This window comes from Mycobacterium sp. pW045 (assembly GCF_041287085.1).
Classification (GTDB): domain Bacteria; phylum Actinomycetota; class Actinomycetes; order Mycobacteriales; family Mycobacteriaceae; genus Mycobacterium; species Mycobacterium algericum_A.
In genome coordinates, this window is the sequence record NZ_JBGGKU010000005.1 from 108354 (window position 1) to 133865 (window position 25512).

Here is a 25512-nt window from a genome sequence, read left to right on the forward strand (position 1 = left end):
GGAGTAGACCCCTATGTTCTCGATCGACACCGCCGCCTCGGCGGCATACATCGTCGCGGCGCTGTTGTTCATCCTGGCGCTGGCCGGGCTGAGTAAGCACGAAACGTCCAAGGTCGGCAACAGCTTCGGCATTCTCGGCATGACGGTGGCGCTGGCCGCGACGATCGCCTTGGCGGTCAACCGCGGCATCCAGCCGGCCGGCCTGGCGTTGCTGATCGGGGCGACCGTGGTGGGCGCGGCGATCGGGCTGTGGCGCGCCAAGGTCGTCGAGATGACCGGCATGCCCGAGCTGATCGCGCTGCTGCACTCGTTCGTCGGTCTGGCCGCCGTGCTGGTCGGCTGGAACGGTTACCTGCACATCGAAGCCGACATGCAGGGTGCCGACGCCCAAGAGTTGGCGGCCTCGGGGTTGCTGGGCATCCACTCCGCCGAGGTGTTCATCGGCGTGTTCATCGGTGCGGTCACCTTCACCGGCTCCATCGTGGCGAACCTCAAGCTGTCGGCGCGGATGAAGTCCAACCCGTTGATGCTGCCCGGCAAGAACTTCCTCAACGTCGGCGCCCTGGTGGCGTTCTTCGCGCTGACGGTGTGGTTCGTCAACGAGCCGCAGCTGTGGCTGCTGATCGCGGTCACGGTGCTGGCGCTGGCGCTGGGCTGGCACCTGGTGGCCTCCATCGGCGGTGGCGACATGCCGGTGGTGGTCTCGATGCTCAACAGCTACTCCGGCTGGGCGGCCGCGGCATCGGGCTTCCTGCTCTCCAACGACCTGCTGATCATCACCGGTGCACTGGTCGGCTCCTCGGGTGCCTACCTGTCCTACATCATGTGCAAGGCGATGAACCGGTCGTTCATCTCGGTGATCGCCGGTGGCTTCGGCATCGAGGCCGGTCCGTCCGACGACACCGATTACGGCGAGCACCGTGAGATCACCGCCGAAGGGGTGGCCGAACTGCTGGCCGGCGCCGACTCGGTGGTAATCACCCCGGGCTACGGCATGGCCGTCGCGCAGGCCCAGTACGGCGTCGCCGAACTGACCCGCAAACTGCGCGAGCGCGGCGTCAACGTGCGCTTCGGCATCCACCCCGTCGCCGGCCGGCTGCCGGGCCACATGAACGTGCTGCTCGCCGAGGCCAAGGTGCCCTACGACATCGTCCTGGAGATGGACGAGATCAACGACGACTTCGACGACACCTCCGTGGTCCTGGTCATCGGCGCCAACGACACCGTCAACCCAGCCGCCGCCGAGGATCCGGGCAGCCCGATCGCCGGCATGCCGGTGCTGACGGTGTGGGAGGCCGACAACGTGATCGTCTTCAAGCGCTCCATGGCATCGGGCTATGCCGGCGTGCAGAACCCGCTGTTCTTCCGGCAGAACTCCGCGATGCTCTTCGGTGACGCCAAGGACCGGGTCGAGGACATCCTGCACGCGCTGTGACGCTCCACCGGCAGCCGCCGAAGGCCCCGTAAGCTAGCTGCTCATGAGCATCCCCAACGTGCTGGCCGCCCGCTACGCCAGCGCCGCGATGACCGACATCTGGTCGCCGCGGGCCAAGATCGTCGCCGAACGCCGACTGTGGCTGGCGGTGCTACGCGCTCAGGCCGAACTCGGCGTGGCGGTGCCCGAACAGTCGATCGCCGACTACGAGGCCGTGCTCGAGGATGTCGACCTCGACTCGATCGCCGCCCGCGAGCGAATCACCCGCCACGACGTCAAGGCGCGCATCGAGGAGTTCAACGCGCTGGCCGGCCATGAGCACGTCCACAAGGGCATGACCAGCCGCGACCTGACCGAGAACGTCGAACAGCTGCAGATCCGCCAATCGCTTGAGCTGGTGTTCAGCCACGGCTTGGCGGTGGTCGCCCGGCTGGTCAGTCACGCGGTGGCCTACCGCGAGCTGGTGATGGCCGGCCGCAGTCACAACGTCGCCGCGCAGGCCACCACGCTGGGCAAGCGGTTCGCCTCGGCCGCCGAGGAAACGCTGATGGCGCTGACCCGGGTGCGGGAGCTGATCGACCGCTATCCGCTGCGCGGTATCAAAGGCCCGATGGGCACCGCCCAGGACATGCTCGACCTGTTCGACGGCGACACCGCCAAGCTCGCCCACTTGGAGCGCCGCATCGCAGATTTTCTGGGGTTCTCCGCCGTGTTGACCAGCGTCGGCCAGGTCTATCCGCGATCGCTGGACCACGATGTGGTGTCCGCGCTGGTGCAGCTGGGCGCCGGTCCGTCGTCGCTGGCCCACAGCGTTCGGTTGATGGCCGGCCACGAACTGGTCACCGAGGGCTTCGCGCCCGGCCAGGTGGGCTCCTCGGCGATGCCGCACAAGATGAACACCCGAAGCTGCGAGCGGGTCAACGGACTGCAGGTGGTGCTGCGCGGCTACGCGTCGATGGCCGCCGAACTGGCGGGCGCGCAGTGGAATGAGGGCGACGTCTTCTGTTCGGTGGTGCGCCGGGTCGCGCTGCCGGATGCGTTCTTCGCCATCGACGGACAGACCGAGACCTTCCTGACCGTGCTCGACGAATTCGGCGCCTACCCGGCGGTGATCACCCGGGAACTGGACCGCTATCTACCGTTCCTGGCCACCACCAAGGTGCTGATCGCCGCGGTGCGTGCCGGGATGGGCCGGGAGGCCGCCCACGAGGTGATCAAGGAACACGCGGTGGCCGTCGCATTGGCCATGCGGGAACGCGGCGCCGAGCCGGACCTGCTGGACCGGCTGGCCGCCGACGAGCGACTGCCGCTGGACCGCGCCGCGCTTCAGGCCGCCGTCGCCGACCGGCAGGCGTTCACCGGGGCGGCCGCCGACCAGGTCGACCAGGTGGCGGCTGCGGTCGCCGAATTGGCCGATCGGTACCCACAGGCCACCGCCTACACTCCGGGCGCGATCCTCTGACCCGCATGAGCCCGGTAAGACTGCGGCGGTGATCCTGGCGCCGGATGTCTTCGCGGTGGTGATGGCCACCGGCATCTTGTCGATCGGTGCCCGCAATCATCAATATTGGTGGCTTTCAGACACTTTGGGGATGCTGGCAACCGGCCTGCTGGTGGTGTTGGCGGCAGCCGCAGCGCGCGCCGTCACCCGCTGGGACTTTCGCGACGCCGACGTGACACTGCGGTTGTTCACGTTCGTCGCCGCGTGCGCGGTGCTGGATTCGCGGCTGGTCGCCCACCCGGTGATGGTGCGGATGCTGGGCGCGATTGCGCTGACGGCGTGGCTGGTATTGCTGACCTTGACGTGCCGCAACCTGGCTGCCAGTGGTGGGGTCGCGCTGCGCGGCAGTGCCCACGGCGCTTGGGAACTGGCCAGCGTCGGAACATCGGGGCTGGCGATTCTCGCCGCTCAGGTCGCCCGGCACACCGGTGATCGCGGCTGGACGGCGGTGGCCATGGCGGTCTGGTTGCTGGCGATCGCGATCTACGTCGCGATGGCCTGGCTGATCCTGCGGCGCGCCGTCCGCGAGCGTAAGGACCGGGACGGCTTCGAACCGGACGACTGGATTCTGATGGGGGCGTTGGCCATCGCCACCCTGGCCGGTCACACCATTTACGGCGTGGCGGTGGGCTGGCCGGCCGGGGCCGTACGTGCCGTCACCGTCGTGACCTGGGTGGCGGCCAGCCTCTGGATCCCTCTGCTGGTCTACTTCGTGTTGCACCGGATCAACCGGCGCCCGGCGGTGCTGCAACTCACCGGCGCATGGTGGGCGCTGGTCTTCCCGCTGGGGATGTACTCGGTGGCCACCGCGGCTATGGCCGCAGAACTTCGGGCACCGGCCATGCAGACGGTGTCGCTGGTGTTCTTCTGGAATGCGTTGACAGCGTGGCTGATTGTGGCGGTCGCGGGGTTGCTGCGATTGCCGGTGGTTACGCCCGAGGCGCGCCGGCGCCGCGGCGCCGAGCGGTGAGCCAGGCCCACAACCAGGTCAGCGGAACGTCGCGGCCGGTGCAGAGGTACTCCACCGTCGTCGGATCGTGGCAGATCGCCCGTACTTGCGACAGACCGTCTCGCTTTCCGACCAGCAGCACCTGATCGCCGACGGCCAGGGCGGTCTGCTCGGGCGGCATGAAAGTGTGTTCACCGCCATGGACCAGCACCAGGGCCGCCAGCGGCAAGCTGGCCTCGCGATCGTCGGGCCGACGCAGGAGATCCGCCAGGGTCAAGGTCATTCCGCGTCGCAACCAGTCGGTGATGGCAGGAGCGTGCTCGTCGGTCAACGTGATGACATCGCGGCTGGGAGTGTGCCGGCCGCAGCGCTCCGTCAGGTGGTCGCGCACCGCGCCGGCCCACTGCTCGTCACGGCCGAACGCGTGCTCCACGAAGCTCCAGAACACCGGCGTGAGAATCCGGGCGAGCGTCTCGCGGGCGATGAGCTCGGTAGCGATGTACACCTCATCGATCTGTAACGCCTCGAGCAGCGCCTTTTTGGTGTTTCGCTGCTGCCGGACCACCAGGTAGACATCGGGGTTGGCCAACCGGGCCTGCTCGGCCAGGGCGATGTTGGTGGTGTCATTGCGAGTCCCGGCGATGAACCCGACCGCGCCGGAGATGTCGGGTGGACCGTCGGCCGGATTGACGAGTTCGACACTGAGTCCGCTGGCAATGAGGTCGGCGGCCACGTCGCGGCCGAAGCCGGTGCCCGCGGACACCACCCATCTGCCGTCGGCCAGGCCCCGGCGCAGCGTCGGCATCTCGTCCTCGTCGTTGTCCATCAGCCAGCGCAACAACTGATGGTTGATCGGGCGGTGAATCGACAGCGCGAGGTATTCGCCGAATCTGTCGTCGGCGTTGATGACCGCCGCCGGTGAGAAGTGCTCGATCTGAGCCTGGACGTGGCCGTCGGTGCAGCGGGCGAACACCGGCACCTCGGGCCGCAGCAGCGCAACGGTCATCACCACCGCCAGATTGGTGGCATCGTCATCGGTCAGGGCGAGCACGCCTTCGCAGTCGCGATGCGCGAGGCCGGCCATGCCGAGCATTGCCGGAATGGCGCAGTCGCCTTCGACGGCGGGGACGTCGAAACTAAGTTGCTCGGCGATCACCGACTGGACCCGGGACTCCTGCTTGTCGATGACGACGAACCGGTGCCCGTGCTCGTCGAGTTCGGCGCCGACCGCCCGGCCGGCGTGACCGTAGCCGGCCACGATGACGAACGGCTCGACCAGCCGGCGGACCTGCCGGCGGAAACGCTGGGCGGCCAGTGCGTCCTGGAAGGCGGAGTCGTTGACCAGGGCGAAGAAGACGCCGATGGCATAGGCCCAGCTGATCACGACCAGGTAGATCGACATGGACAGCCACATGCGCTGCGGGTAGCTGAACGCGTGTGGCACTTCGCTGTAGCCGACCGTGGTCAAGGTGATCGTCATCTGGTAGAAGGCGTCGAACACGGTGAGCCGGTAGGGGTTTCCCTGCGCATCGACACCAGGCATCAGCATCAGCCCGGTGCTGCAGATGCTGAATGTGGTGATCACGACGATGAACGGCGCGCGCATTCGCCGCATGAACAAGAAGATGGCGTCGTTGGTGGGCACCGTCGTCGGTACCCGGACCGGCCTGCGTGGTGGCCGCGCCCGCCGGCGGTTCCAGAACGAGAACAGGTGCGGCGAATTCGGCATCGGCTGTCGGGGGCTGGGCTAGCGGCGCCGGAACGACGCGGTTTCGACCACGAGCAGGGTTACCGAGACGATGTTGGCCAGCAGCGCTCCGCCCGACAGGGATACCACGCTCGCGGTCGCGTGCCGGTCCAGTCCGAAGGTCGAGACGTGGGTGTAGTAGACCCACATTGCTGCCGCGGCGGCGAGTTGGAGCAGCGCGACGAGGCTGGTGGACAGGTGGACCGCACCCAATTGGGTGCGGTCGCCGAACTTCAGGACGGTGGTGATGAGCGCCACGATGAGCGCCAGGAACAGCTCCCACGGATTGTGAATCACCGGATCGCCGACGTCACCGACGAAGAACCCGAAGTTCAATGTCGCGGCCAGCAGTACGAAGAAACCGAAAACCACCTTCTCGAGGTTCACACCGGCAGCCTAGCCGCCGGTGGCGGCTGGTTGGTGGCGTCGCGCCAGTCCGGCAGAACGGAGTTCGAGACCGGCCAGCCGGCTGATGACGAGGGGATCATTGTTCCGCCAGGCGCCCACCGGATCGCTGCCGGCGATGGTCAGCCTGCGCAGCGGTTGGTTGGTCAGCGCCCGCAGCGCCATCAGCTGCTGACCGGCCGGGGCCGCGGCCAGCGCCAGCACCGCCCGTTTGCGCAGGAAGAAGCGCAGCCGCAACGCCAGCCACGGCATCGCGACCGCCAGGATCGGTGGCGCCGCCACCGCGATCGCCAGCAGGTAGGCCAGCCAGCCGGCGGTGGTGTTGAGGTTATGGCCGGCGCCGGCGATGTCGACTGCCGCCTCGCCGGCCGCGGTCAGTGGCTTGCTCACTGCATCGCCCACCAGCGGAATGCGATCTGCGCTGTGCCCCGCCGAGGTCAGGCTCTCGGCCACCCCGTTGGCGCCTTGCTCGAACTGCCGTCCGACCCCGGCGATGGTGGCGACGGCCCCATGGACGGCCAGCGCGACCAGCACCCACAGGAAGGTCCAGACCGCGACGACGGCGTCGCTGAACAGCTGGGCCAGCAGGCGGCCGGGAGAGGTGGCGTAGGGCAGCAACCGTGACGTCATGTCGATGATCCCAGCACATGACCAGCCGTTAGGCTGGCCTGATGTCGCGTCCCGCGCTCTCCGACTACCAGCACCTGGCCAGCGGCAAAGTCCGCGAACTGTACCGAATCGACGATCACCACCTGTTGTTCGTCGCCACCGACAGGATCTCGGCGTTCGACTACATCCTCGGCAGCCAGATTCCCGACAAGGGGCGCATCCTCACCGCGATGAGCGTCTTCTTCTTCGATCTCGTCGACGCGCCCAACCACCTGGCGGGCCCGCCCGACGACCCGCGTGTCCCCGACGAGGTGCTGGGCCGGGCGCTGGTGGTGCGCGAACTGCAGATGATGCCGATCGAGTGTGTGGCGCGCGGCTACCTGACCGGCTCGGGCCTGCTGGACTACCAGGCCAGTGGATCGGTCTGCGGTATCCCGCTGCCGCCGGGGCTGGTGGAGGCCAGCAAGTTCGCCAACCCGCTGTTCACCCCCGCCACCAAGGCCGAGATCGGCGAACACGACGAGAACATCTCGTTCGCGCAGGTGATCGACCTGGTGGGTCCGGTGCGGGCCGGCCAGCTGCGCGACCGCACCCTGCAGGTCTATGTGCAGGCGGCCGACCATGCGCTGACGAAGGGAATCATCATCGCCGACACCAAGTTCGAGTTCGGCGTCGACGAACACGGCAACCTGCTGCTGGCCGACGAGGTGTTCACCCCCGACTCGTCGCGGTACTGGCCCGCCGATCACTATCAGGCCGGGGTCGTCCAGGAAAGCTTCGACAAGCAGTTCGTCCGCAACTGGCTCACCGGCCCGGACTCCGGGTGGGACAGGGCCGGCGCCGAGCCGCCTCCGCCGTTGCCGGACGAGATCATCGCCGCCACCCGCGCCCGCTACATCGAGGCCTATGAACGGATCTCGGGCCTGTCCTTCGATGACTGGGTCGGCCCCGCGGCATGACCGACGTTTCACGAACGCTGCCGGATCCCCCGTCGGCCAAGCGGGTGGACAGCACCCGCACCCACCATGGGGACGTCTTCGTCGACCCCTATGAATGGCTGCGCGACAAATCCGATCCTTCGGTGATCGCTCATCTTGAAGCCGAGAACGCCTACACCGACGCTGCCACCGAGCACCTGGAACCGTTGCGGCAGCGCGTCTTCGATGAGATCAAGGCCCGCACCAAGGAGACCGACCTGTCGGTGCCGACCCGGCGCGGCGACTGGTGGTACTACGCCCGCACCTTCGAAGGCAAGCAATACGGCGTCCAATGCCGCTGTCCCGTCAGCTCGCCCGACGATTGGGAACCGCCTCGGCTCGACGAGGCCACCGAGATCCCCGGCGAGCAGGTGATGCTGGACCAGAACGCCGAGGCCGAGGGCCACGATTTCTTCGCACTGGGCGCCGCCGGTGTCAGTCCGGACGGCAACGTCTTGGCTTACTCTGTCGACGTCGTCGGCGACGAGCGATACACGCTGCGATTCAAGGACTTATCCACCGGCGAACTGTTACCCGACGAGATCACCGGAATCGGCGCGGGGGTGACCTGGGCGACCGACAGCCGCACCGTCTACTACGTCACCGTCGATGCGGCTTGGCGCCCAGATACGGTGTGGCGCTACGGTATCGGCACCGGTCAACCCGCCGAGCAGGTCTACCACGAGGACGACGAGCGGTTCTGGCTGTCGGTCGGACGCACCCGCAGCGACGCTTACGTGTTGATCGCCGCCGGCTCGGCGATCACCTCCGAGGTGCGCTACGCCGACGCGGCCGACCCGCACGCGGAGTTCACCGTGGTGCTGCCCCGCCGCGAGGGCGTCGAGTACTCGGTGGAGCACGCGATCCTCGACGGCCGCGACCGGTTTCTCATTCTGCACAACGACGGCGCGGTCAACTTCACCCTGGTGCAGGTGCCGGTGGCGGAGACGGGGGATCCGGCCGCGCAACAGATCCTGATCGCCGGAGCCGATGACGTCCGGCTCGACGGAGTGGATGCCTTCGCGCGCCACCTCGTCGTCGGCTACCGCGCCGAGGGGCTGCCGCGCCTGCAGCTGTGGCCGATCAGCAGCAACGGCGATTATGCACCGCCGCAGGAGATCACGTTCGATACCGAGTTGACCTCCGCCGGCCTGGCGGCCAACCCGAACTGGGACTGCCCCAAACTCCGGGTGGGGGCGACGTCGTTCATCACGCCGGTTCGCATCTACGACATCGACCTCGCAACCGGCGAACGCACACTGCTACGCGAACAGCCGGTGCTCGGGGACTACCGCCGCGAAGACTACGTGGAGTACCGCGACTGGGCCTACGGCGAGGATGGCACCCGCATCCCGGTCTCGGTCGTGCACCGGGCCGGCATCGAGCTACCGGCACCGACGCTGCTCTACGGCTACGGCGCCTACGAGATGTGTGAGGACCCGCAGTTCTCGATCGCCCGACTGTCGCTGTTGGACCGGGGCATGGTCTTCGCCGTCGCGCACGTCCGCGGCGGCGGTGAGCTGGGCCGGCTCTGGTACGAGCACGGCAAGTTGCTGGAGAAGAAGAACAGCTTCACCGACTTCGTCGCCGTGGCACGCCACCTGCTCGGGGCCGGGGTCTGCGAACCGGGGCACCTGGTGGCGATGGGTGGCAGTGCGGGCGGACTGTTGATGGGCGCGGTCACCAATCTGGCGCCGGAGCTGTTCGCCGGTGTGGTGGCCCAGGTTCCGTTCGTCGACCCGCTGACCACCATCCTGGACCCGTCGCTGCCGCTGACGGTCACCGAGTGGGATGAGTGGGGAAACCCGCTGGACGACAAGGACGTCTACTTCTACATGAAGTCGTATTCGCCGTATGAGAACGTCACGGCCCGGGACTACCCGCCCATCCTGGCGATGACGTCACTGCACGACACCAGGGTGTTCTACGTCGAGCCGGCCAAGTGGGTTGCGGCGCTGCGCCACAACAAGACGGACGCCGGCCAGGTGCTGCTGAAAACCCAGATGAGCGCCGGCCACGGCGGCATCTCCGGGCGCTACGAACGCTGGAAGGAAACCGCGTTCTGCTATGCCTGGCTGTTGGCCATGGCCGGCTGCGACGTTCCCGCCGAACGCCGATCGGGCTGAGCTGATCGCAGTCGCCACCGGCAACGGGTAACCTCGCGGCCATGAGCCTCGCCGATATCCCGCTGACCACCCTCGACGGCCAGTCCACGTCGCTGGCCGACTACGCCGATCGAGCGGTCCTGGTCGTCAACGTCGCGTCCAAATGCGGGCTCACACCCCAGTACAGCGCCCTGGAGAAGCTCGCCCGCGACTACGCCGACCGCGGTCTGACGGTGCTGGGGGTGCCCTGCAACCAGTTCATGGGTCAGGAGCCCGGGACCGCCGAGGAGATCCAGAACTTCTGCTCAAGCACCTACGGGGTGACGTTTCCGCTGCTGGCCAAGACCGACGTCAACGGCGACGACCGTCACCCGCTGTATGCCGAGCTGGCCAAGACCGCCGACGCCGATGGCACCGCCGGCGACGTGCAATGGAACTTCGAGAAGTTTCTGCTCGCTCCGGGAACGGTGGTGGCAAATCGCTTCCGGCCCACCACGGTGCCCGACGCGCCCGAGGTGATCGCCGCCATCGAGGCGGTCCTGCCAAGCTGATGCGTCCCAGCTCGGAGCGCTTCCCGAGTGTGCGGGCGTTGGCGCTGGCTTACCGGTTTCGCGAGAGCCTGTTTCTGCTGCCGCTGCTGATCGTGTTCGGCGGCATGCTGTTGGCCGTCGGCAGCCGAGTGCTCGATCGGCACGTCGGCCCGTCGCCCCGCTTCCTGCTGAAGATGGACAGCGGTGTGGCGACCTGGCTACTGTCCACCATCGCCGGTGCCACGATCACCACTGCGGGGGTCATCTTCTCGCTGACCATCGTGAGCCTGCAGCTGGCCAGTTCACAGCTGTCGCCGCGGGTGATGCGCTGGTTCATCCGGGATCGGCTCAGCCAGGTCGTGATCGGCCTGCTGGTCGCGACGTTCGTGTACTGCGTGCTGAGCCTGCCGGATCTGGACGGGTCCTCGCCGCACCGCGCGCCGCCGGTGACGGTGACGGTCGCGGTCGTGCTGACGATCGTCACGGTGATCACGATCATCGCCCACATCGACCACCTGGCCCATCGGCTCGAGGTCGGTCAGGTGGTGCGGGAGATCGCAGCGGAGGGCTCGATGGTGATCGACACCGTCGTGGCCGCCGCAGCCGACGAGCTACCCGCCCCGGAAACGGACATGGACGCTCCGCGCGACGCGCTGCGACTGACCTCGCCGGGCAACGGCTGGATCAGCCGCGTCGACACCCGGCGGCTGTTGGCCGCCATCCCGCCGGACACCAAGATCCGGTTGGACACCCGAGTGGGCGCCTACATCCACCTGGGCCAGCCGCTGGTCACGATCTGGCCGGCGCCGGACAACCCGGACCGGGTGCGGCAGAAGCTGACCAGGGCGATCGCTGTCAGCGACAGCCGCACCATGCAGGAAGACATCGACTTCGCGTTCCGCCAACTCGTCGACATCGGTCTACGGGCGCTGAGCTCCGCGATCAACGACCCCACTACCGCGGTGGAGGCGACGCTGCGGGTGGGCAGCCTGCTGCGCCGCCTGCTGGTGGCGCCGTTGCCGCTGGTTGCGGTCGCCGGCCCGGAAGGGCGGATACTGCTGCGGCCCTGGGGCCTCAACGCCAAGGAGTACATCGCACACGGCTTCGATCAGCTCCGTCAGGTCGCACCGGCTCAGCCCATGGTGGCGGCGGCGATCCTGCGGGTGCTGCGAATGCTGGCCGGTCATGTCGAGGAGGCCGGCCATCCCGAGCACCTTCCCGCGCTGCGTGAGCAGGCCGACCTGCTGCTGGACTCGCTTGCCAAGATGCCGAACCTGCATCCCCGCGACCTGGCACGTTTGCGGGCGATCGCCGCCAACAGCACCGACCCGGCCAACCACAGCCGTCGCCGCCGGATGAACCCGTAGCGCCAGCTGGCGTCTTCCCCGATGTCACCGGCCGGTCACCTGCACCGGCCACAATGATGGCGTGACCGGCCAGCTGATCGTCTCCGTGTCGGGCATCGGTGCACGTAGCTGCGCCGACGCCGAGGCGTTCTGCGCGCAACTGGACACCCGCGCCGTCCCGGTGTCGCTGCTGGTGGCCCCGCGGCTGGGCGCCGACTACCGGCTCGACCGTGACCCGGGCACCGTCGACTGGCTGACGCGACGGCGGGAAGCCGGCGCCGCGATCGTGCTGCACGGTTTCGATGAGGCGGCCACCAAGAAGCGTCGCGGCGAGTTCGCCACCCTGCCCGCGCACGAGGCGAACCTGCGGCTGCTGGGCGCCGACCGCGTCCTGGAGCACCTCGGGTTGCGTACCCGGCTGTTCGCAGCGCCCGGCTGGACGGTATCGCCGGGCACGGTGCTGGCCCTGCCGCGCAACGGATTCCGTCTTCTTGCCGGACTGCACACCATGACCGACTTGGTACTCGACCGCACTGTGCGGGCCCGGGTGGTCGGCATCGGGGCCGGTTTCCTGACCGCGCCCTGGTGGTGCCGGATGGTGGTGGCGACCAGTGAGCGCATCGCACGCCGCGGCGGGGTGGTGCGGCTATCGGTGGGTGCTCGACAGCTGAGCCGACCGGGCGTGGTGGCGGCCATGCTGGACGCGGTGGACACGGCACTGGACCACGGTTGCCGACCGGCGCGCTACCGGTGGCCGCTCATGACCGACGTGGCCGACGTGGCCTCGGGGCTGAGCGCCTGAGTCGTTACCCTGGAACGCCATGAGCGATAGGGCGGACGCCGACGCGATCATCGTCGGGGCGGGTCTGGCCGGCCTGGTGGCGGCCTGTGAACTGGTGGAGCGCGGTCAGCGGGTGTTGATCGTCGACCAGGAGAACAGCGCGAATCTGGGCGGGCAGGCATTCTGGTCCTTCGGTGGCCTGTTCTTCGTCGACAGCCCCGAGCAGCGGCGGCTGGGCGTGCGCGACAGTCATGAACTGGCACTGCAGGATTGGCTGGGCACCGCGAGCTTCGACCGGCCCGAGGACCACTGGCCGCGGCAATGGGCGCACGCCTACGTCGACTTCGCTGCCGGCGAGAAGCGCAGCTGGCTCACCGCCCGCGGCCTGAAGGTCTTCCCGCTGGTCGGCTGGGCCGAGCGAGGTGGTTACGGCGCGATCGGGCACGGCAACTCGGTGCCGCGGTTCCACATCACCTGGGGGACCGGGCCGGCGCTGGTCGAGATCTTCGCCGGCCGGTTGCGCGACCGCTCCAGGGTCCGCTTCGCGCACCGCCACCAGGTCGACGAGCTGATCGTCGAAAGCGGCCGGGTGACCGGGGTCCGGGGCAGTGTGCTGGAACCGTCGACTGCGCCGCGCGGTGTCGCATCATCTCGGAATACGTTGGGGCAGTTCGAGTTCCGTGCGCCCGCGGTACTGGTGACCAGCGGTGGTATCGGCGGCAACCTGGAGCTGGTGCGGCAGAACTGGCCGGAGCGGATGGGCCGCGTCCCCGCCCAACTGCTGGTCGGTGTGCCCGCCCACGTCGACGGCCGGATGATCGGGATCACCGAGGCGGCCGGCGGCCGGGTGATCAACCGGGACCGGATGTGGCACTACACCGAGGGCATCACCAACTACGACCCGATCTGGCCGGGCCACGGCATCCGGATCATCCCCGGCCCGTCGCCGCTGTGGCTGGACGCGGCCGGCAACCGACTTCCCGGGCCGCTGTATCCCGGCTTCGACACCCTGGGCACCTTGGAGCACATCGCCCGCTCCGGGCAGGACTACACCTGGTTCGTGCTCAACGCGAAGATCATCGAGAAGGAGTTCGCGCTGTCGGGTCAGGAACAGAACCCGGACCTGACCGGGCGCAGCCTGCGGCAGCTGATCGCGTCGCGGGCGCGGTCAGGCCCACCGCCGCCGGTGCAGGCGTTCGTGGACCGCGGGATCGACTTCGTCAGCGCCGATTCACTGCGCGATCTGGTTGCGCGCATGAACGAGCTGCCCGACGTGGTGCCGCTGGACTACGCGACGGTGGCCGCCGAGGTGACCGCGCGCGACCGCGAGGTGGCCAATCGGTTCTCCAAGGACGGTCAGATCACCGCGATCCGGGGGGCCCGGGCCTACCTGGGTGACCGGCTGGGCCGGGTGGTGGCCCCGCACCGGTTGACCGATCCGACGGCCGGCCCGCTGATCGCGGTCAAGCTGCACATTCTGACCCGTAAGACGTTGGGCGGCCTGGAGACCGACCTGGATTCCAGGGTGCTCGGCGGCGACGGTAAGCCGATCGACGGGCTGTATGCGGCCGGCGAGGTGGCCGGCTTCGGGGGCGGCGGGGTGCACGGCTACCGAGCGCTGGAGGGCACTTTCCTGGGCGGGTGCATCTTCTCCGGACGTGCCGCCGGGCGGGGAGCCGCCGGCGATATCGCCTGAATCGGGGTTCGCCGCCGCCGCGAGCGTGCGTAGATGCACGCCCACACCCGGCGTGTCGCCGGACCAACACGCACGCTCGGCGGAATGGGGGTCAGAAGGCGACGGCGCTTTCGGGCGGCAGCACCTGAAAGTCGGTGCGCCCCATCTCGGCGAGCCGGCCGTGGTAGATGCCACGGGCGTCGGTCGCGATGATGCCCTGATGGATCGGCACCGCGGCGCGCGGCGCCACCGCGCGCAGGTAGTCGACCGCCTCGGCGATCTTCATCCACGGCGCCGCTGCCGGGGCTGCCAGCACGTCCACCGGTTCGCCGGGCACGAACAGTGCGTCGCCGGGGTGCATCAACCGCGCCGGATGCCCGGCGTCGCCGACGAGGTAGGAGATGTTGTCGATCATCGGAAGCTCCGGATGGATCACCGCGTGTTGCCCGCCCACGCCGCGTACCCGCACCGAGCCGAGCTCCACGGAATCCCCGACCTGCACCGGCCGCCACGGCGGGCCCAGCTGGGCGGCGGTCTGCGGGTCGGCGTAGAGCGCGGCTTCCGGGTTGGCGTCGAGCAGCGCCGGTAGCCGCTGGGTGTCGACGTGGTCGGGGTGCTGGTGGGTGATCAGGATGGCCGTCAGCCCGGTGATGCCCTCGAAGCCGTGCGAGAAGATTCCGGGGTCGAACAGCACCGTGGTGTCGACGAAATCGGCGAGCAGGCAGGAGTGGCCGAAGTGGGTCAATCGCATACCTAGAGATTGTGCGCTCCGGCGCCGCGAACGGGCATCGGTATTGTTGAGCCGAACGATTCCCGTCGACAGTAGGAGCCCGCGTGGCCCGGGTGGTTGTGCACGTGATGCCCAAAGCCGAGATCCTCGACCCGCAGGGTCAGGCGATTGTCGGCGCGCTTGCCCGGCTCGGCCACACCGGCGTGTCGGACGTGCGGCAGGGCAAGCGCTTCGAGCTCGAGGTCGACGACTCGGTCGATGACGCCGCGCTCGCCGAGATCGCCGAGACGCTGCTGGCCAACACGGTGATCGAGGACTGGACCGTCAGCCGGGAGACGCCGTGAGCGCCCGGGTGGGTGTCATCACCTTCCCCGGCACCCTCGACGATGTCGACGCGGTGCGCGCCGTCCGCTACGTCGGTGCCGAACCGGTCAACCTGTGGCACGCCGACGCCGACCTCAAGGGCGTCGACGCCGTCGTGGTGCCCGGCGGCTTCTCCTACGGCGACTACCTGCGCGCCGGTGCCATCGCCCGGTTCGCGCCGGTGATGGGCGAGGTCGTCGCGGCGGCCGAGCGCGGTCTGCCGGTGCTGGGCATCTGCAATGGGTTCCAGGTGTTGTGCGAGGCCGGGCTGTTGCCCGGCGCGCTGACCCGCAACGCCGGGCTGCACTTCGTCTGCCGCGACGTCTGGCTGCGGGTAGCCTCCAACGAGACGGTCTGGACCTCCCGGTTCGACGCCGACGCCGACCTGCTGGTGCCGCTGAAGTCCGGCGAGGGTCGCTATGTGGCTTCCCCGCAGGTGCTCGACGAGCTGGAGGGCGAGGGCCGGGTGGTGTTCCGCTACCTGGACAACCTCAACGGCTCGATGCGCGACATCGCCGGTGTGAGCTCGGCCAACGGCCGGGTGGTCGGTCTGATGCCGCACCCCGAGCACGCCATCGAGGCCCTGACCGGTCCCAGTGACGACGGGCTGGGGTTGTTCTACTCCGCGCTGGACGCGGTGCTCGCGGCCTGAGGACTGCTGGTCCGCCCACCGCACGGGCGCTGCGATAAAAGTGCCCGCACGCCGACGGCGGGCGGGCACTTTTACGCCAGTGCGGGTCAGGGAGTGGTGGTCGACGGCGCACCCGGCTGACCGTCGGGTCCGGCGTCGCCGGCCGTACCGTCGGTCTCGACGGTGTCGTTGCCGGTCGCCGTCGCGGTGCCGCCGGGACCGCCTTCGCCGCCCGGGCCACCGGCGCCACCGCCGGTACCACCGTTGCCACCGGCACCGCCGTCGCCACCGTCACCAGCCGTCGAGCTGCCACCCGAGCCGTGGGTGGTGGCGTCGCCGCCGGCGCCGCCGGTGCCACCCGCGCCGCCGGGCTGGCCGGCAGCGCCCTCGGCGCCCACGCCGCCGTCTCCGCCGACGCCACCGATGGCGGTGCCCCCGGCGCCGTTGGCCCTGGCGTCACCCCCGGCGCCACCGTCGCCGCCGGTGCCGGCGATCAGGCCCTGACCGCCGGTCCCGCCGGTGCCGCCGTCACCGCCGGCGGCCACGCCGCTGGCGCCGTTGGACCTGGCATCGCCGCCGGCGCCGCCGATCCCGCCGGTGCCGCCGTGGCCGTTCTCGGCGGTGCCACCGGTGCCGCCCATTCCGCCATCGCCGGCGGTGGCGTCACCGTCGAACCCGTTGGAGGTGCCATCGCCGCCGGCGCCGCCAACGCCGCCAACGCCGCCTTCACCACCATTGCCGATGGGTGCGGACGAGTCACCGCCCGCGCCGCCGGCCCCGCCGTTGCCGCCGGTGACGGTGCCACCGGCACCGTTTGCGGTGGCGTTCCCTCCGGCGCCGCCCGCACCACCGGCCCCGCCGTTGCCGAAGATCAAGGTGGCGGCATCGCTGGTGTCGCCGCCGACACCCCCGGTGCCACCGTTGGAGCCGACTCCGGTGCTGCCGGCGCCGTTACCGGTGGCGTCGTACCCGTCACCACCGGTACCGCCGGCCCCGCCGTTGCCCATCACCGTCCCGCCGGTGCCGCCGGCACCGCCATCAGTGCCGTCCACTCCGGCCACCGTTGAGTTCCAGCCGTCGCCGCCGTCGCCGCCGTTGCCGAAGAACCCGGCGGCACCACCGTCACCACCGTCCAGACCCTGCACGGTGGAGTCCCAGCCGTCGCCCCCATCGCCGAGCCACAGACCGCCGGCGCCGCCATCTGGGTCTTCCTGGGTGCCGTCGACACCGTTGCAGATCAGGCCGCAGGCGCCATCCAGGCTGTCCTCGCCGTTGATGGCGACGTAGGAGGCAGTGAGGGCCTGGTCGATCTGCTGGCCCAGATCGCTGGTGATCCAGGCTTCCATGGCGGTGTGCCACGGGTCGTACATCCACGACTCGACCACGCTTGCGGGGTCCAGATCGGGGTTGCTCAGCAGCAATTGGTCCCAGAACGGCGAATCGCCGAAGACGTTGTCGACCCCGGTGGTGTCCACCGCCGAGCCTGCGATCAAGGTGGGGTCGAACAGGTCCATCAGCCAGTCGAGACCATCCGCGTGGGCGTCGGGTGCGGTGGCCAGCGGGGCCATCCCGAACGCCAAGAACGCGGCCGTCGAGCCCCCCGCCCCGAGCAGCCGACGGCGACGGTGTGCCGTCGTACCGGATGTCTGCTGATGATGCGTCGTGGTGCGTTTGCTGATAGTCATCTACCTACCTCCCAGGTGTGGACTACTCAAGATTTCATCAAAGCCTTACCTCGGTAAGGACTTCCCCAAACTAACGAGGTCCCCAAGAGGCAGCAACCTCAGGCCGAGTCTCACAGGAACGCCGCGGCCCGTTGGCTTTTCGCGTAGGAGATTGTTCACTTATACGGGTTGCAGTGCATGTCTTCGAACTGGACTGCGCTCAGTAACAGGTCAGCTGTGGGCCACAATCGCATACGGTTACCGCAGCTGATTCCCAGGGCTCACCGTCCCCGTTTGCCGTGCGGCGTCCGGCATTTCGCATCCCGCCTAGCAGGTCAGCGCGACCGCGGCCTCGGCGGTGTAGCACAGGAAGGTCAGCGTCTCCTGCAGGTACAGCTGCACGTTCTCGGCGTCGTGCGACAGGTAGCCGATCGCCACGTCGGTGCCCAACTGCAGGTCGAAGTCACCGCCGCGCGTGGTCAGCACGAACGCGCCGTCGATCGCCGGCGCCCAGATGATGTCGCCGGTGACCAACCGGCGCAGGTGCTCGAGGATCGGATAGCCGTGATCGGAGGTCTCGGCAACCTTGGTGTAGGCATCGGCGGACAGCAGCACCGAGTACGGGCCGTCCACCCCGGCCAGCCGCAGCGCCGAGAGCGCCTGGCTGACCACGTCCGGGATGTCCCTCGGGTCGTCCGGCAGCGTCAACTCGGCATTCGAGCTGGCGCTGCGGATACCCTCCACCGAGGCGGCCGGGTACCCGCCGAAGATGATGCGGTCCTCGGCGAACGCCAGCTTCTTGGCCGCGACCTTCACCGGATCCCAGTCGGGATCCTGCGAGCCCCGCTCGACATCGTCGATCTCCGCGCGCGACAGGGTGAACGGAACCCGCAGGCGCACCAACGGTTTGCTGTCACGCAGGTGCGCAACCACACCGTCGGCCGGGTCACCGATCGCGGTCAGCCGGCCGGTGCCCACCGCTGCCGCCGTCGGGCCGGCCGGCTCGCTCACATCGACCACCCGGCGTCCGGCGATGTGCCGCTTGAAGGTCCGGGCCGCCTCCTGCTCGATGTCGGCCCAAGCCGCTTCGGTGACCGGGGCCAGATCGCGATACAGGTTGTTCATTGCGAGATTCCTTTCAGGCTGCCGATATTCAGTGAGCCATCAACGCCGGGGCCGGCGGTCTCGACGGGCGTAGCGGGCTCAGTGGGGGCCGGGGCCGCCGCCAGGCCCGGCAGCGGCGGCGGATCGTCGAGGAAATCGGCGGTGGGGGTGAAGAACAGCCCGCCGGTGAGCGCGGTGGAGAAGTCCAGGATGCGGTCGGTGTTGCCCGGCGGGTCACCGAGGAACATGTTGCGCAGCATCTGCTCGGTGACCTGCGGGCTGCGCGCGTAGGCGATGTAGTAGGTGCCGGACTCGCCGGTGCCCACCGAGCCGAACGGCATGTTGTGCCGCACGATCTCCAGCTCGTTGCCGTCCTCGTCTTCGATCACGTTGAGCGCGATATGCGAGTCGGCCGGCTTCACCGCGTCGTCGAACTCGATGTCGTCGGCCTTGGTGCGGCCGATCACCCGCTCCTGCTCGGTGACCGGCAGCGCCTCCCAGGCGGCCATGTCGTGCACGTATTTCTGGATGTGCACGTAGGAGCCGCCGGCGAAGTCCGGGTCCTCGTCGCCGACGGCGGTAGCGTCCAGAGCCTCGTCGCCGACCGGGTTCTCGGTGCCGTCGACGAAGCCGAGCAGGTCGCGATTGTCGAAGAAGCGGAAGCCATGCACCTCATCGACCACGGTGATTGCACCCGCCATCGCCTTTACGATGCGGCCCGCGAGCTCGAAGCAGACGTCCATCGTCTCGCCCTTGACATGGAACAACAGGTCGCCCGGGGTGGCCGGCGCGCGGTGGCGGGGACCGGTCAGCTCGACGAACGGGTGCAGCTCGGCTGGGCGGGGCCCGCTGAACAGCCGGTCCCAGGCGTCCGAGCCGATCGAGGTCACCAGCGACAGCCGCTTGGTCGGGTCGCGAAAGCCGATCGCCCGGGCGAAACCGGCCAGCTCCGGCAACGCCTCGTGCACGGTCGGCTCACCACCGTCATCGATGGTGGCGACCAGGAAAATAGCCGCACAGGTCAAGGGTGCGATGACGGGCTGGGCAGACGGCACGGTATCGACCCTAACGCGCCGGCTGCACCCAAGATGCGAAAGACTTGAGCACATGGCGGCCACCGCAACCGGATTATGCGAGTTCATCGACGCCTCACCGTCGCCGTTTCACGCGTGCGCGACCGTGGCCGAACGGCTGCATGCCGCCGGTTACACCGAGCTGGCCGAGACCGACCGCTGGCCGGCAGCACCCGGTCGGTACTTCCTGGTGCGGGCCGGGTCGCTGGTGGCATGGAATGGTTCTGCGCACGACGGCCACGCCTGCCCCTTCCGGATCATCGGCGCGCACACCGACAGCCCGAACCTGCGGGTCAAGCAGCACCCGGCACGGGAGGTGGCCGGCTGGCAGCTGGTCGCGCTGGCGCCCTACGGCGGTGCCTGGCTGAACTCCTGGCTGGACCGCGACCTCGGGGTCAGCGGGCGGCTCTCGGTGCAGGCCGGTATCGGAATCGCCCACCACCTGGTCCGCATCGACGAGCCGATCCTGCGGGTGCCGCAACTGGCCATCCACCTGGCCGACGATCGCAGGTCGGTCACGCTGGATCCCCAGCGTCACCTCAACGCGGTGTGGGCCGCCGGCGGCGCGCCCCGCGACTTCCTCGGCTACCTGGCCGAACGTGCCGGTGTGGAACCGCGCGACGTGCTGGGGTTCGACCTGATGACCCATGATCTGGCGCCGTCGGCGGTGACCGGGACTGGCCAGGAGTTCGTCAGCGCGCCGCGGCTGGACAACCAGGCCAGCTGCTACGCCGGGCTGGAAGCCCTGCTGGCCGGCGAGCCGGGGCCTTTCCTGCCGGTGCTGGCGCTGTTCGACCACGAGGAGGTCGGGTCGACCTCGGATCACGGCGCCCAGTCCGATCTGCTGCGAGGCGTCCTGGAGCGGATCACGCTGGCCGCCGGCGGGGACCGGGAGGATTTTCTGCGGCGGCTGGCCGGCTCGACGCTGGCCTCGGCGGACATGGCGCACGCCACCCACCCCAACTACCCGGACCGTCACGAACCGGGCCACCAGATCGCGGTCAACGCCGGACCGGTGCTCAAGGTGCATCCCAACCTGCGCTATGCCACCGACGGCCGCACCGCCGCGACGTTCGCCCTGGCCTGCCACCAAGCGGGAGTGCCGCTGCAGCGTTACGAGCATCGCGCCGACCTGCCGTGCGGATCCACCATCGGTCCGATGAGCGCGGCCCGCACCGGCATCCCCACCGTCGACGTGGGCGCACCGCAGCTGGCCATGCATTCGGCGCGCGAGCTGATGGGCGCGCGCGACGTGACCTTCTATGCGGCGGCGCTGACGGCCTTCCTGGCTCCCGACTGAGTCCAATTCGGTGCCATACACTCATGCCTGTGACCTCCCCGACCCCGCTCGACACCGTCGAACACGCCGCGGCCACCCCCGATCAACCGCAACCGTTCGCCGAGCTGGGCCTCAAAGACGACGAGTACCAGCGCATCCGCGACATCCTGGGCCGCCGCCCGACCGACGCCGAGCTGGCAATGTATTCGGTGATGTGGAGTGAGCACTGCTCCTACAAGTCCTCCAAGGTGCACCTGCGCTACTTCGGCGAGACCACCACCGACGAGATGCGCAAAGCCATGCTGGCCGGCATCGGCGAGAACGCCGGCGTGGTGGACATCGGCGACGGCTGGGCGGTGACCTTCAAGGTGGAGTCGCACAATCACCCGTCGTACGTCGAGCCGTATCAGGGCGCGGCCACCGGGGTCGGCGGGATCGTGCGCGACATCATGGCGATGGGGGCGCGGCCGATCGCGGTGATGGACCAGCTGCGGTTCGGCGCCGCCGACGCCCCCGACACCCGCCGGGTGCTCGACGGGGTGGTGCGCGGCATCGGCGGCTACGGCAACTCGCTGGGCCTGCCCAACATCGGCGGCGAGACCGTCTTCGACGCCTGCTACGCCGGCAACCCGCTGGTCAACGCGCTCTGCGTCGGGGTGTTGCGCAAAGAGGACCTGCATCTGGCGTTCGCGTCGGGCACCGGCAACAAGATCATCCTGTTCGGGGCGCGCACCGGGTTGGACGGCATCGGCGGTGTCTCGGTGCTGGCGTCGGACACCTTTGGCGGCGACGAAACCGGTAGCGGCAGAAAGAAACTCCCGTCGGTTCAGGTCGGCGACCCGTTCACCGAGAAGGTGCTCATCGAGTGCTGCCTGGAGCTCTACGCCGCCGGCCTGGTGGTCGGCATCCAAGACCTCGGCGGCGCCGGATTGGCTTGCGCCACTTCCGAGCTGGCATCGGCCGGTGACGGCGGCATGGCGGTCGAACTGGAGAAGGTCCCGTTGCGCGCCGCGAACATGACCCCCGCCGAGGTGCTCTCCAGCGAATCGCAGGAGCGGATGTGCGCGGTGGTGGCCCCGGAGAACGTCGACGCCTTCATGGCGGTCTGCGACAAGTGGGAGGTGCTGGCCACGGTGATCGGTGAGGTCACCGACGGCGACCGGCTGCAGATCACCTGGCATGGGCAGACCGTCGTCGACGTCCCGCCCCGCACGGTGGCCCACGAGGGACCGGTCTACCACCGCCCGGTGGCCCGCCCCGACACCCAGGACGCGCTGAACGCCGACCGCTCCGACAAACTTCCGCGACCGGCCTCCGGCGAGCAGCTACGCGCGACTCTGCTTGCGCTGCTGGGTAGTCCACACCTGTGCAGTCGCGCCTTCATCACCGAGCAGTACGACCGCTACGTGCGCGGCAACACGGTGCTGGCCGAGCATGCCGACGGCGGCATGTTGCGCATCGACGAGGCATCCGGACGCGGAATCGCCATCTCCACCGACGCCTCGGGCCGCTACACCAAGCTGGACCCCTACGCCGGCGCCCAGCTGGCGCTGGCGGAGGCCTACCGCAACGTGGCGGTCACCGGCGCCACGCCGGTCGCCGTCACCAACTGTCTCAACTTCGGGTCGCCGGAAGACCCCGGCGTGATGTGGCAGTTCGCCGAGGCGGTGCGCGGTCTGGCGGACGGCTGTGCGGCACTGGGGATTCCGGTCACCGGCGGCAACGTGAGCTTCTACAACCAGACCGGCGCGACACCGATCCACCCCACCCCGGTGGTCGGGGTGCTCGGCGTCATCGACGATGTGAACCGCCGGCTGCCGACCGCGTTCGGCGTCGAGCCGGGCGAGACGTTGCTGTTGCTCGGTGACACCCGCGACGAGTTCGACGGATCGATCTGGGCGCAGGTGACCGGCGACCACCTGGGTGGCCTGCCGCCGAAGGTCGACTTGCAGCGGGAGAAGTTGCTCGCCGACGTGCTGTGTGCGGCGTCGCGCGACGGCCTGGTCTCCGCGGCCCACGACCTGAGTGAAGGCGGGCTGATCCAGGCCGTGGTCGAATCGGCGATCGCCGGCGAAACCGGTTGTCGCATCCTCATTCCCGAAGGCCCCGAGGCTGTCGACCCGTTCGTTTTCTTGTTCTCCGAGTCGGCGGGGCGGGTGCTGGTGGCGGTGCCGCGCACCGAGGAGAGCCGGTTCCGGTCGATGTGCGAGGCACGCGGTCTGCCGGTGGCCCGCATCGGTGTGGTGGACCAGGTCTCGCAGCAGGTCGAGGTCCAAGGCCAGTTCAGCGTGTCGCTGGCCGAACTGCGCAGCACATCAGAGGCGGTGCTGCCGGGGATCTTCGGATAGCCGTACCGGCATGGGGACCACGGCCGCACCCCCGCGCAGGCACCCACTTTTCGTGTGGGCGTGGGGGCTGTTGCGGCTGAAGTTCGTCGGCGTGGCGTTCGGTGCGCTGTTCTTCTGTCTGTCGCTGACCCCGTCGCTGCTACCGCGCGATTGGCTGTTCCAGGGGCTGATCGGTGGCATCAACGCCGCTTTCGGATACGGCCTGGGAGTGGTGATCGGCGCGGCGGTCGACCGATTCGTGCTGCGCGGCGCCCGGTGGTGGCCGCCGTCGAAACGGGTGCTGCTCATGCTGAAGGCGGCCGTCGTGGTGGCGGCACCGACCGCGTGCGTGCTCATGCTCATCCCGGCCGCCGGCTGGCAGCGGCAGGTTTCCGAACTGCTGGGCATCGAGGGCCCGGGAACGCTGGGCTATCTGCGCACCCTGGCTGTGGCGAGCGGTGTCGCCGCTGCCCTGGTGTCGACGGTGCGCACGCTGATCGACGCCAGCCGCCTGCTGGCGCGGGCGCTGATTAGGCGATGGCATCTGCACAGCGAGGTCGCCCTTTTCATCGGCACCGCGATCGTCGTCGTGCTACTGGTCAGCCTGATCAACGGGGTGCTCATCCGCGGGTTCTTCGCCGGTGCCAGCGCGGTGTTCCAGCCCGAGAACAGCGCCACCAAACCCTGGGCGATCCAGCCCCAGCAGCCGGAGCGGTCCGGCAGCCCGGCGTCGTTGGCGCCCTGGGGGACCCTGGGCAGCCAGGGCCGCAGCTTCGTTTCCGGCGGCGCACACGCGGCGGAGCTGAGCCGGATCAACGGGCGGCCCGCCCGCGAGCCCATCCGCGTCTATGCCGGCCTGCACAGCGCCGACGACGACCAGGACCGGATGGAACTGCTGGTCGACGAACTGGAACGCACCCGTGCCTTCGACCGCCGGCTGCTGGTGGTGATACCGACCACCGGCACCGGCTGGGTCAATCCGGCCGCCGCGGACTCACTGGAGCTGCTCTACAACGGTGACACCGCGATTGTCGCGGTCCAGTACTCCTACCTGCCGAGCTGGATCTCCTTCCTGGCCGACCAGCGCAAATCGATGGACTCCGGCCGGTTGCTGGTGCACACCATCGCGCAGCGCTGGCAACGCCTGCCGGCCGAGCATCGGCCCAAGCTGGTGCTCTACGGCGAAAGCCTGGGAGCGATGGCCGGTCAGGCCGCGTTCGACTGGCTGCCCGACATCGCCGAGATGGGTTTCGACGCGGTGCTGTGGGTGGGACCCCCGCAGGCCAGCCCGCTGTGGCATGCGCTGATGGTGCGACGCGACCCGGGCAGCACCGCGACGCTGCCGCGCTACGACAACGGCCGCACCGTGCGGTTCTCGCAGGCCACGTATCCCGCCGAGATCGCCCGGATCGCCGCGCCGCCGTGGGACGGCCCGCGGGTGCTGTTCTTGCAGCACGCCTCCGACCCGGTGGTGTGGTGGTCACCGGATCTGCTGTTCGCCCGGCCAGACTGGCTCACCGAGCCTCCCGGACCGGACCGCACCGCGTCGATGCGCTGGTACCCGGTGGTGACGTTCTGGCAGGTCAGTGCCGACCTGGCGCACGGCGAATCGATGCCGGCCGGGCACGGCCACAACTACTCCGACACCATCCTGGACGGCTGGATGGCGGTGTTGCCGCAGCAGGGTTGGACACCGGCCGACACCGAGCGGGTGCGCTCCGCATTGCGCGAGGCGCGTGGTAGCGACGGCCCGGTGTCGTAGGGCCGGTGCCATGGTCCGAGCGTGTACTGGTTGCGAAATCCCGGCCCGGATGTCGCAGTGGTTACACGGTGGGCGCGCAGGACGCCGCCGCACCCGAATACCCTGAGGCACATGCCCGCTGCCGCCAATCCGGCGCAGACGCGCGCCGCCGTGCTGGCGGTCGCCGCGTGGCTGCGCGACGAGACCCTGCCCGCGCCGGACCGGACCGCGCTGGCCGCCGCGGTCCGCCTGACCGCCCGCAGCCTGGCCGAGGCGGCCCCGGGCGCCAGCGTCGAGTTGCGGGTGCCGCCCTTTGTCGCGGTGCAGTGCATCGCCGGGCCGCGACACACCCGAGGCACCCCGCCCAACGTCGTCGAGACCGACCCGCGAAGCTGGCTGTTGCTGGCCGCCGGGCTGCTCAGCACCGCCGAGGCGACCGCCGCCGCGAAGCTGCGATTGTCCGGCTCGCGGGCCGCCGAGATCGCCGGATGGCTGCCGTTGGTGAAACTTGACGCATGTTGACCGTAGACTGAAGACCGT

The 25512-nt window shown here is 69.2% G+C and carries 23 protein-coding genes; 16 read left to right on the forward strand and 7 right to left on the reverse strand.

Going from position 1 to position 25512, the window contains the following annotated elements; genetic code table 11:
• Window positions 1-13 precede the first annotated feature (13 nt).
• The 3 genes from pntB to ACAG20_RS09760 are packed head-to-tail and all read left to right on the forward strand — an operon-like array spanning window position 14 to window position 3906.
• Complete coding sequence (gene pntB, locus ACAG20_RS09750; protein ID WP_370492389.1) at window positions 14-1435, forward strand: Re/Si-specific NAD(P)(+) transhydrogenase subunit beta; 1422 nt, start codon at window positions 14-16, stop codon at window positions 1433-1435.
• Window positions 1436-1478: 43 nt separating this feature from the next.
• The gene (purB, locus tag ACAG20_RS09755) at window positions 1479-2897 is read left to right on the forward strand and encodes an adenylosuccinate lyase (RefSeq protein WP_370492390.1); all 1419 of its coding nucleotides are present in this window, start codon (window positions 1479-1481) and stop codon (window positions 2895-2897) included.
• A gap of 28 nt (window positions 2898-2925) precedes the next feature.
• On the forward strand, window positions 2926-3906 hold the full coding sequence (locus ACAG20_RS09760) for a tellurite resistance/C4-dicarboxylate transporter family protein (RefSeq protein ID WP_370492391.1): 981 nt from the start codon (window positions 2926-2928) through the stop codon (window positions 3904-3906).
• On the opposite strand, the gene ACAG20_RS09765 is transcribed toward ACAG20_RS09760, so the two are convergent.
• Window positions 3866-5434, reverse strand: a complete 1569-nt coding sequence (locus ACAG20_RS09765) for an NAD-binding protein (RefSeq protein ID WP_370492392.1) — start codon at window positions 5432-5434, stop codon at window positions 3866-3868. The two genes, ACAG20_RS09760 and ACAG20_RS09765, sit on opposite strands and share 41 nt — an antisense overlap.
• A 7-nt stretch (window positions 5435-5441) precedes the next feature.
• Between ACAG20_RS09765 and ACAG20_RS09770 the strand changes: the two genes are divergently transcribed.
• Window positions 5442-5636: a hypothetical protein gene (locus tag ACAG20_RS09770; protein ID WP_370492393.1), complete on the forward strand. Its 195-nt coding sequence runs from the start codon at window positions 5442-5444 to the stop codon at window positions 5634-5636.
• Here the strand turns inward: ACAG20_RS09770 and ACAG20_RS09775 are convergent.
• On the reverse strand, window positions 5633-6019 hold the full coding sequence (locus ACAG20_RS09775; protein ID WP_112686423.1) for a DUF6394 family protein: 387 nt from the start codon (window positions 6017-6019) through the stop codon (window positions 5633-5635). The genes ACAG20_RS09770 and ACAG20_RS09775 overlap by 4 nt on opposite strands.
• Before the next feature lie 9 nt (window positions 6020-6028).
• The gene (locus ACAG20_RS09780) at window positions 6029-6667 is read right to left on the reverse strand and encodes a hypothetical protein (RefSeq protein WP_112686421.1); all 639 of its coding nucleotides are present in this window, start codon (window positions 6665-6667) and stop codon (window positions 6029-6031) included.
• Window positions 6668-6708: 41 nt separating this feature from the next.
• Between ACAG20_RS09780 and ACAG20_RS09785 the strand changes: the two genes are divergently transcribed.
• The 6 genes from ACAG20_RS09785 to ACAG20_RS09810 all read left to right on the forward strand — a co-directional run bounded on the left by ACAG20_RS09785 (window position 6709) and on the right by ACAG20_RS09810 (window position 14081).
• On the forward strand, window positions 6709-7605 hold the full coding sequence (locus ACAG20_RS09785; protein ID WP_370492394.1) for a phosphoribosylaminoimidazolesuccinocarboxamide synthase: 897 nt from the start codon (window positions 6709-6711) through the stop codon (window positions 7603-7605).
• Entirely contained in the window at window positions 7602-9749 is a 2148-nt protein-coding gene (locus tag ACAG20_RS09790; RefSeq protein WP_370492395.1) for a S9 family peptidase, read from the forward strand. The genes ACAG20_RS09785 and ACAG20_RS09790 overlap by 4 nt, the downstream gene beginning before the upstream one ends.
• Window positions 9750-9790: 41 nt before the next feature.
• Window positions 9791-10279 carry a glutathione peroxidase gene (locus tag ACAG20_RS09795; RefSeq protein WP_013830504.1) on the forward strand — a complete coding sequence of 163 codons (489 nt, stop codon included), beginning with the start codon at window positions 9791-9793 and terminating at the stop codon, window positions 10277-10279.
• The gene (locus ACAG20_RS09800; protein ID WP_370492396.1) at window positions 10279-11625 is read left to right on the forward strand and encodes a DUF2254 domain-containing protein; all 1347 of its coding nucleotides are present in this window, start codon (window positions 10279-10281) and stop codon (window positions 11623-11625) included. Before ACAG20_RS09795 ends, ACAG20_RS09800 begins: the two co-directional genes overlap by 1 nt.
• Before the next feature lie 61 nt (window positions 11626-11686).
• Window positions 11687-12406 carry a DUF2334 domain-containing protein gene (locus ACAG20_RS09805; protein ID WP_112686413.1) on the forward strand — a complete coding sequence of 240 codons (720 nt, stop codon included), beginning with the start codon at window positions 11687-11689 and terminating at the stop codon, window positions 12404-12406.
• 19 nt (window positions 12407-12425) lie between these two features.
• Window positions 12426-14081 carry an FAD-binding dehydrogenase gene (locus ACAG20_RS09810; RefSeq protein ID WP_370492397.1) on the forward strand — a complete coding sequence of 552 codons (1656 nt, stop codon included), beginning with the start codon at window positions 12426-12428 and terminating at the stop codon, window positions 14079-14081.
• A gap of 91 nt (window positions 14082-14172) precedes the next feature.
• Here ACAG20_RS09810 and ACAG20_RS09815 read toward each other — a convergent pair whose 3' ends face one another.
• The gene (locus ACAG20_RS09815; RefSeq protein ID WP_112686409.1) at window positions 14173-14811 is read right to left on the reverse strand and encodes an MBL fold metallo-hydrolase; all 639 of its coding nucleotides are present in this window, start codon (window positions 14809-14811) and stop codon (window positions 14173-14175) included.
• An 83-nt stretch (window positions 14812-14894) separates the two neighbouring features.
• Between ACAG20_RS09815 and purS the strand changes: the two genes are divergently transcribed.
• Together purS and purQ are read left to right on the forward strand one after the other, a co-directional pair.
• Window positions 14895-15134: a phosphoribosylformylglycinamidine synthase subunit PurS gene (gene purS / locus ACAG20_RS09820; RefSeq protein ID WP_112686407.1), complete on the forward strand. Its 240-nt coding sequence runs from the start codon at window positions 14895-14897 to the stop codon at window positions 15132-15134.
• Complete coding sequence (gene purQ / locus ACAG20_RS09825; RefSeq protein WP_370492398.1) at window positions 15131-15805, forward strand: phosphoribosylformylglycinamidine synthase subunit PurQ; 675 nt, start codon at window positions 15131-15133, stop codon at window positions 15803-15805. Before purS ends, purQ begins: the two co-directional genes overlap by 4 nt.
• Before the next feature lie 86 nt (window positions 15806-15891).
• On the opposite strand, the gene ACAG20_RS09830 is transcribed toward purQ, so the two are convergent.
• From ACAG20_RS09830 to ACAG20_RS09840, 3 genes are all read right to left on the reverse strand, one after another.
• On the reverse strand, window positions 15892-17469 hold the full coding sequence (locus ACAG20_RS09830) for a PGRS repeat-containing protein (protein WP_370492399.1): 1578 nt from the start codon (window positions 17467-17469) through the stop codon (window positions 15892-15894).
• A gap of 306 nt (window positions 17470-17775) precedes the next feature.
• Complete coding sequence (locus ACAG20_RS09835; RefSeq protein WP_112688107.1) at window positions 17776-18573, reverse strand: family 1 encapsulin nanocompartment shell protein; 798 nt, start codon at window positions 18571-18573, stop codon at window positions 17776-17778.
• Complete coding sequence (locus ACAG20_RS09840) at window positions 18570-19661, reverse strand: Dyp-type peroxidase (protein ID WP_370492517.1); 1092 nt, start codon at window positions 19659-19661, stop codon at window positions 18570-18572. The genes ACAG20_RS09835 and ACAG20_RS09840 overlap by 4 nt, the downstream gene beginning before the upstream one ends.
• On the opposite strand from ACAG20_RS09840, the gene ACAG20_RS09845 reads away from it, so the two are divergent.
• From ACAG20_RS09845 to ACAG20_RS09860, 4 genes are all read left to right on the forward strand, one after another.
• Complete coding sequence (locus ACAG20_RS09845; protein WP_370492400.1) at window positions 19660-20925, forward strand: M18 family aminopeptidase; 1266 nt, start codon at window positions 19660-19662, stop codon at window positions 20923-20925. The two genes, ACAG20_RS09840 and ACAG20_RS09845, sit on opposite strands and share 2 nt — an antisense overlap.
• Before the next feature lie 23 nt (window positions 20926-20948).
• A complete protein-coding gene (purL, locus tag ACAG20_RS09850; RefSeq protein ID WP_370492401.1) occupies window positions 20949-23252 on the forward strand; it encodes a phosphoribosylformylglycinamidine synthase subunit PurL in 2304 nt (767 codons plus the stop codon).
• Between the two features lie 10 nt (window positions 23253-23262).
• Window positions 23263-24993 (forward strand): alpha/beta hydrolase, encoded by a 1731-nt coding sequence (locus ACAG20_RS09855; protein WP_370492402.1) that lies wholly within the window; start codon window positions 23263-23265, stop codon window positions 24991-24993.
• A 111-nt stretch (window positions 24994-25104) separates the two neighbouring features.
• Complete coding sequence (locus tag ACAG20_RS09860; protein ID WP_370492403.1) at window positions 25105-25494, forward strand: sterol carrier family protein; 390 nt, start codon at window positions 25105-25107, stop codon at window positions 25492-25494.
• Window positions 25495-25512: the final 18 nt, after the last annotated feature.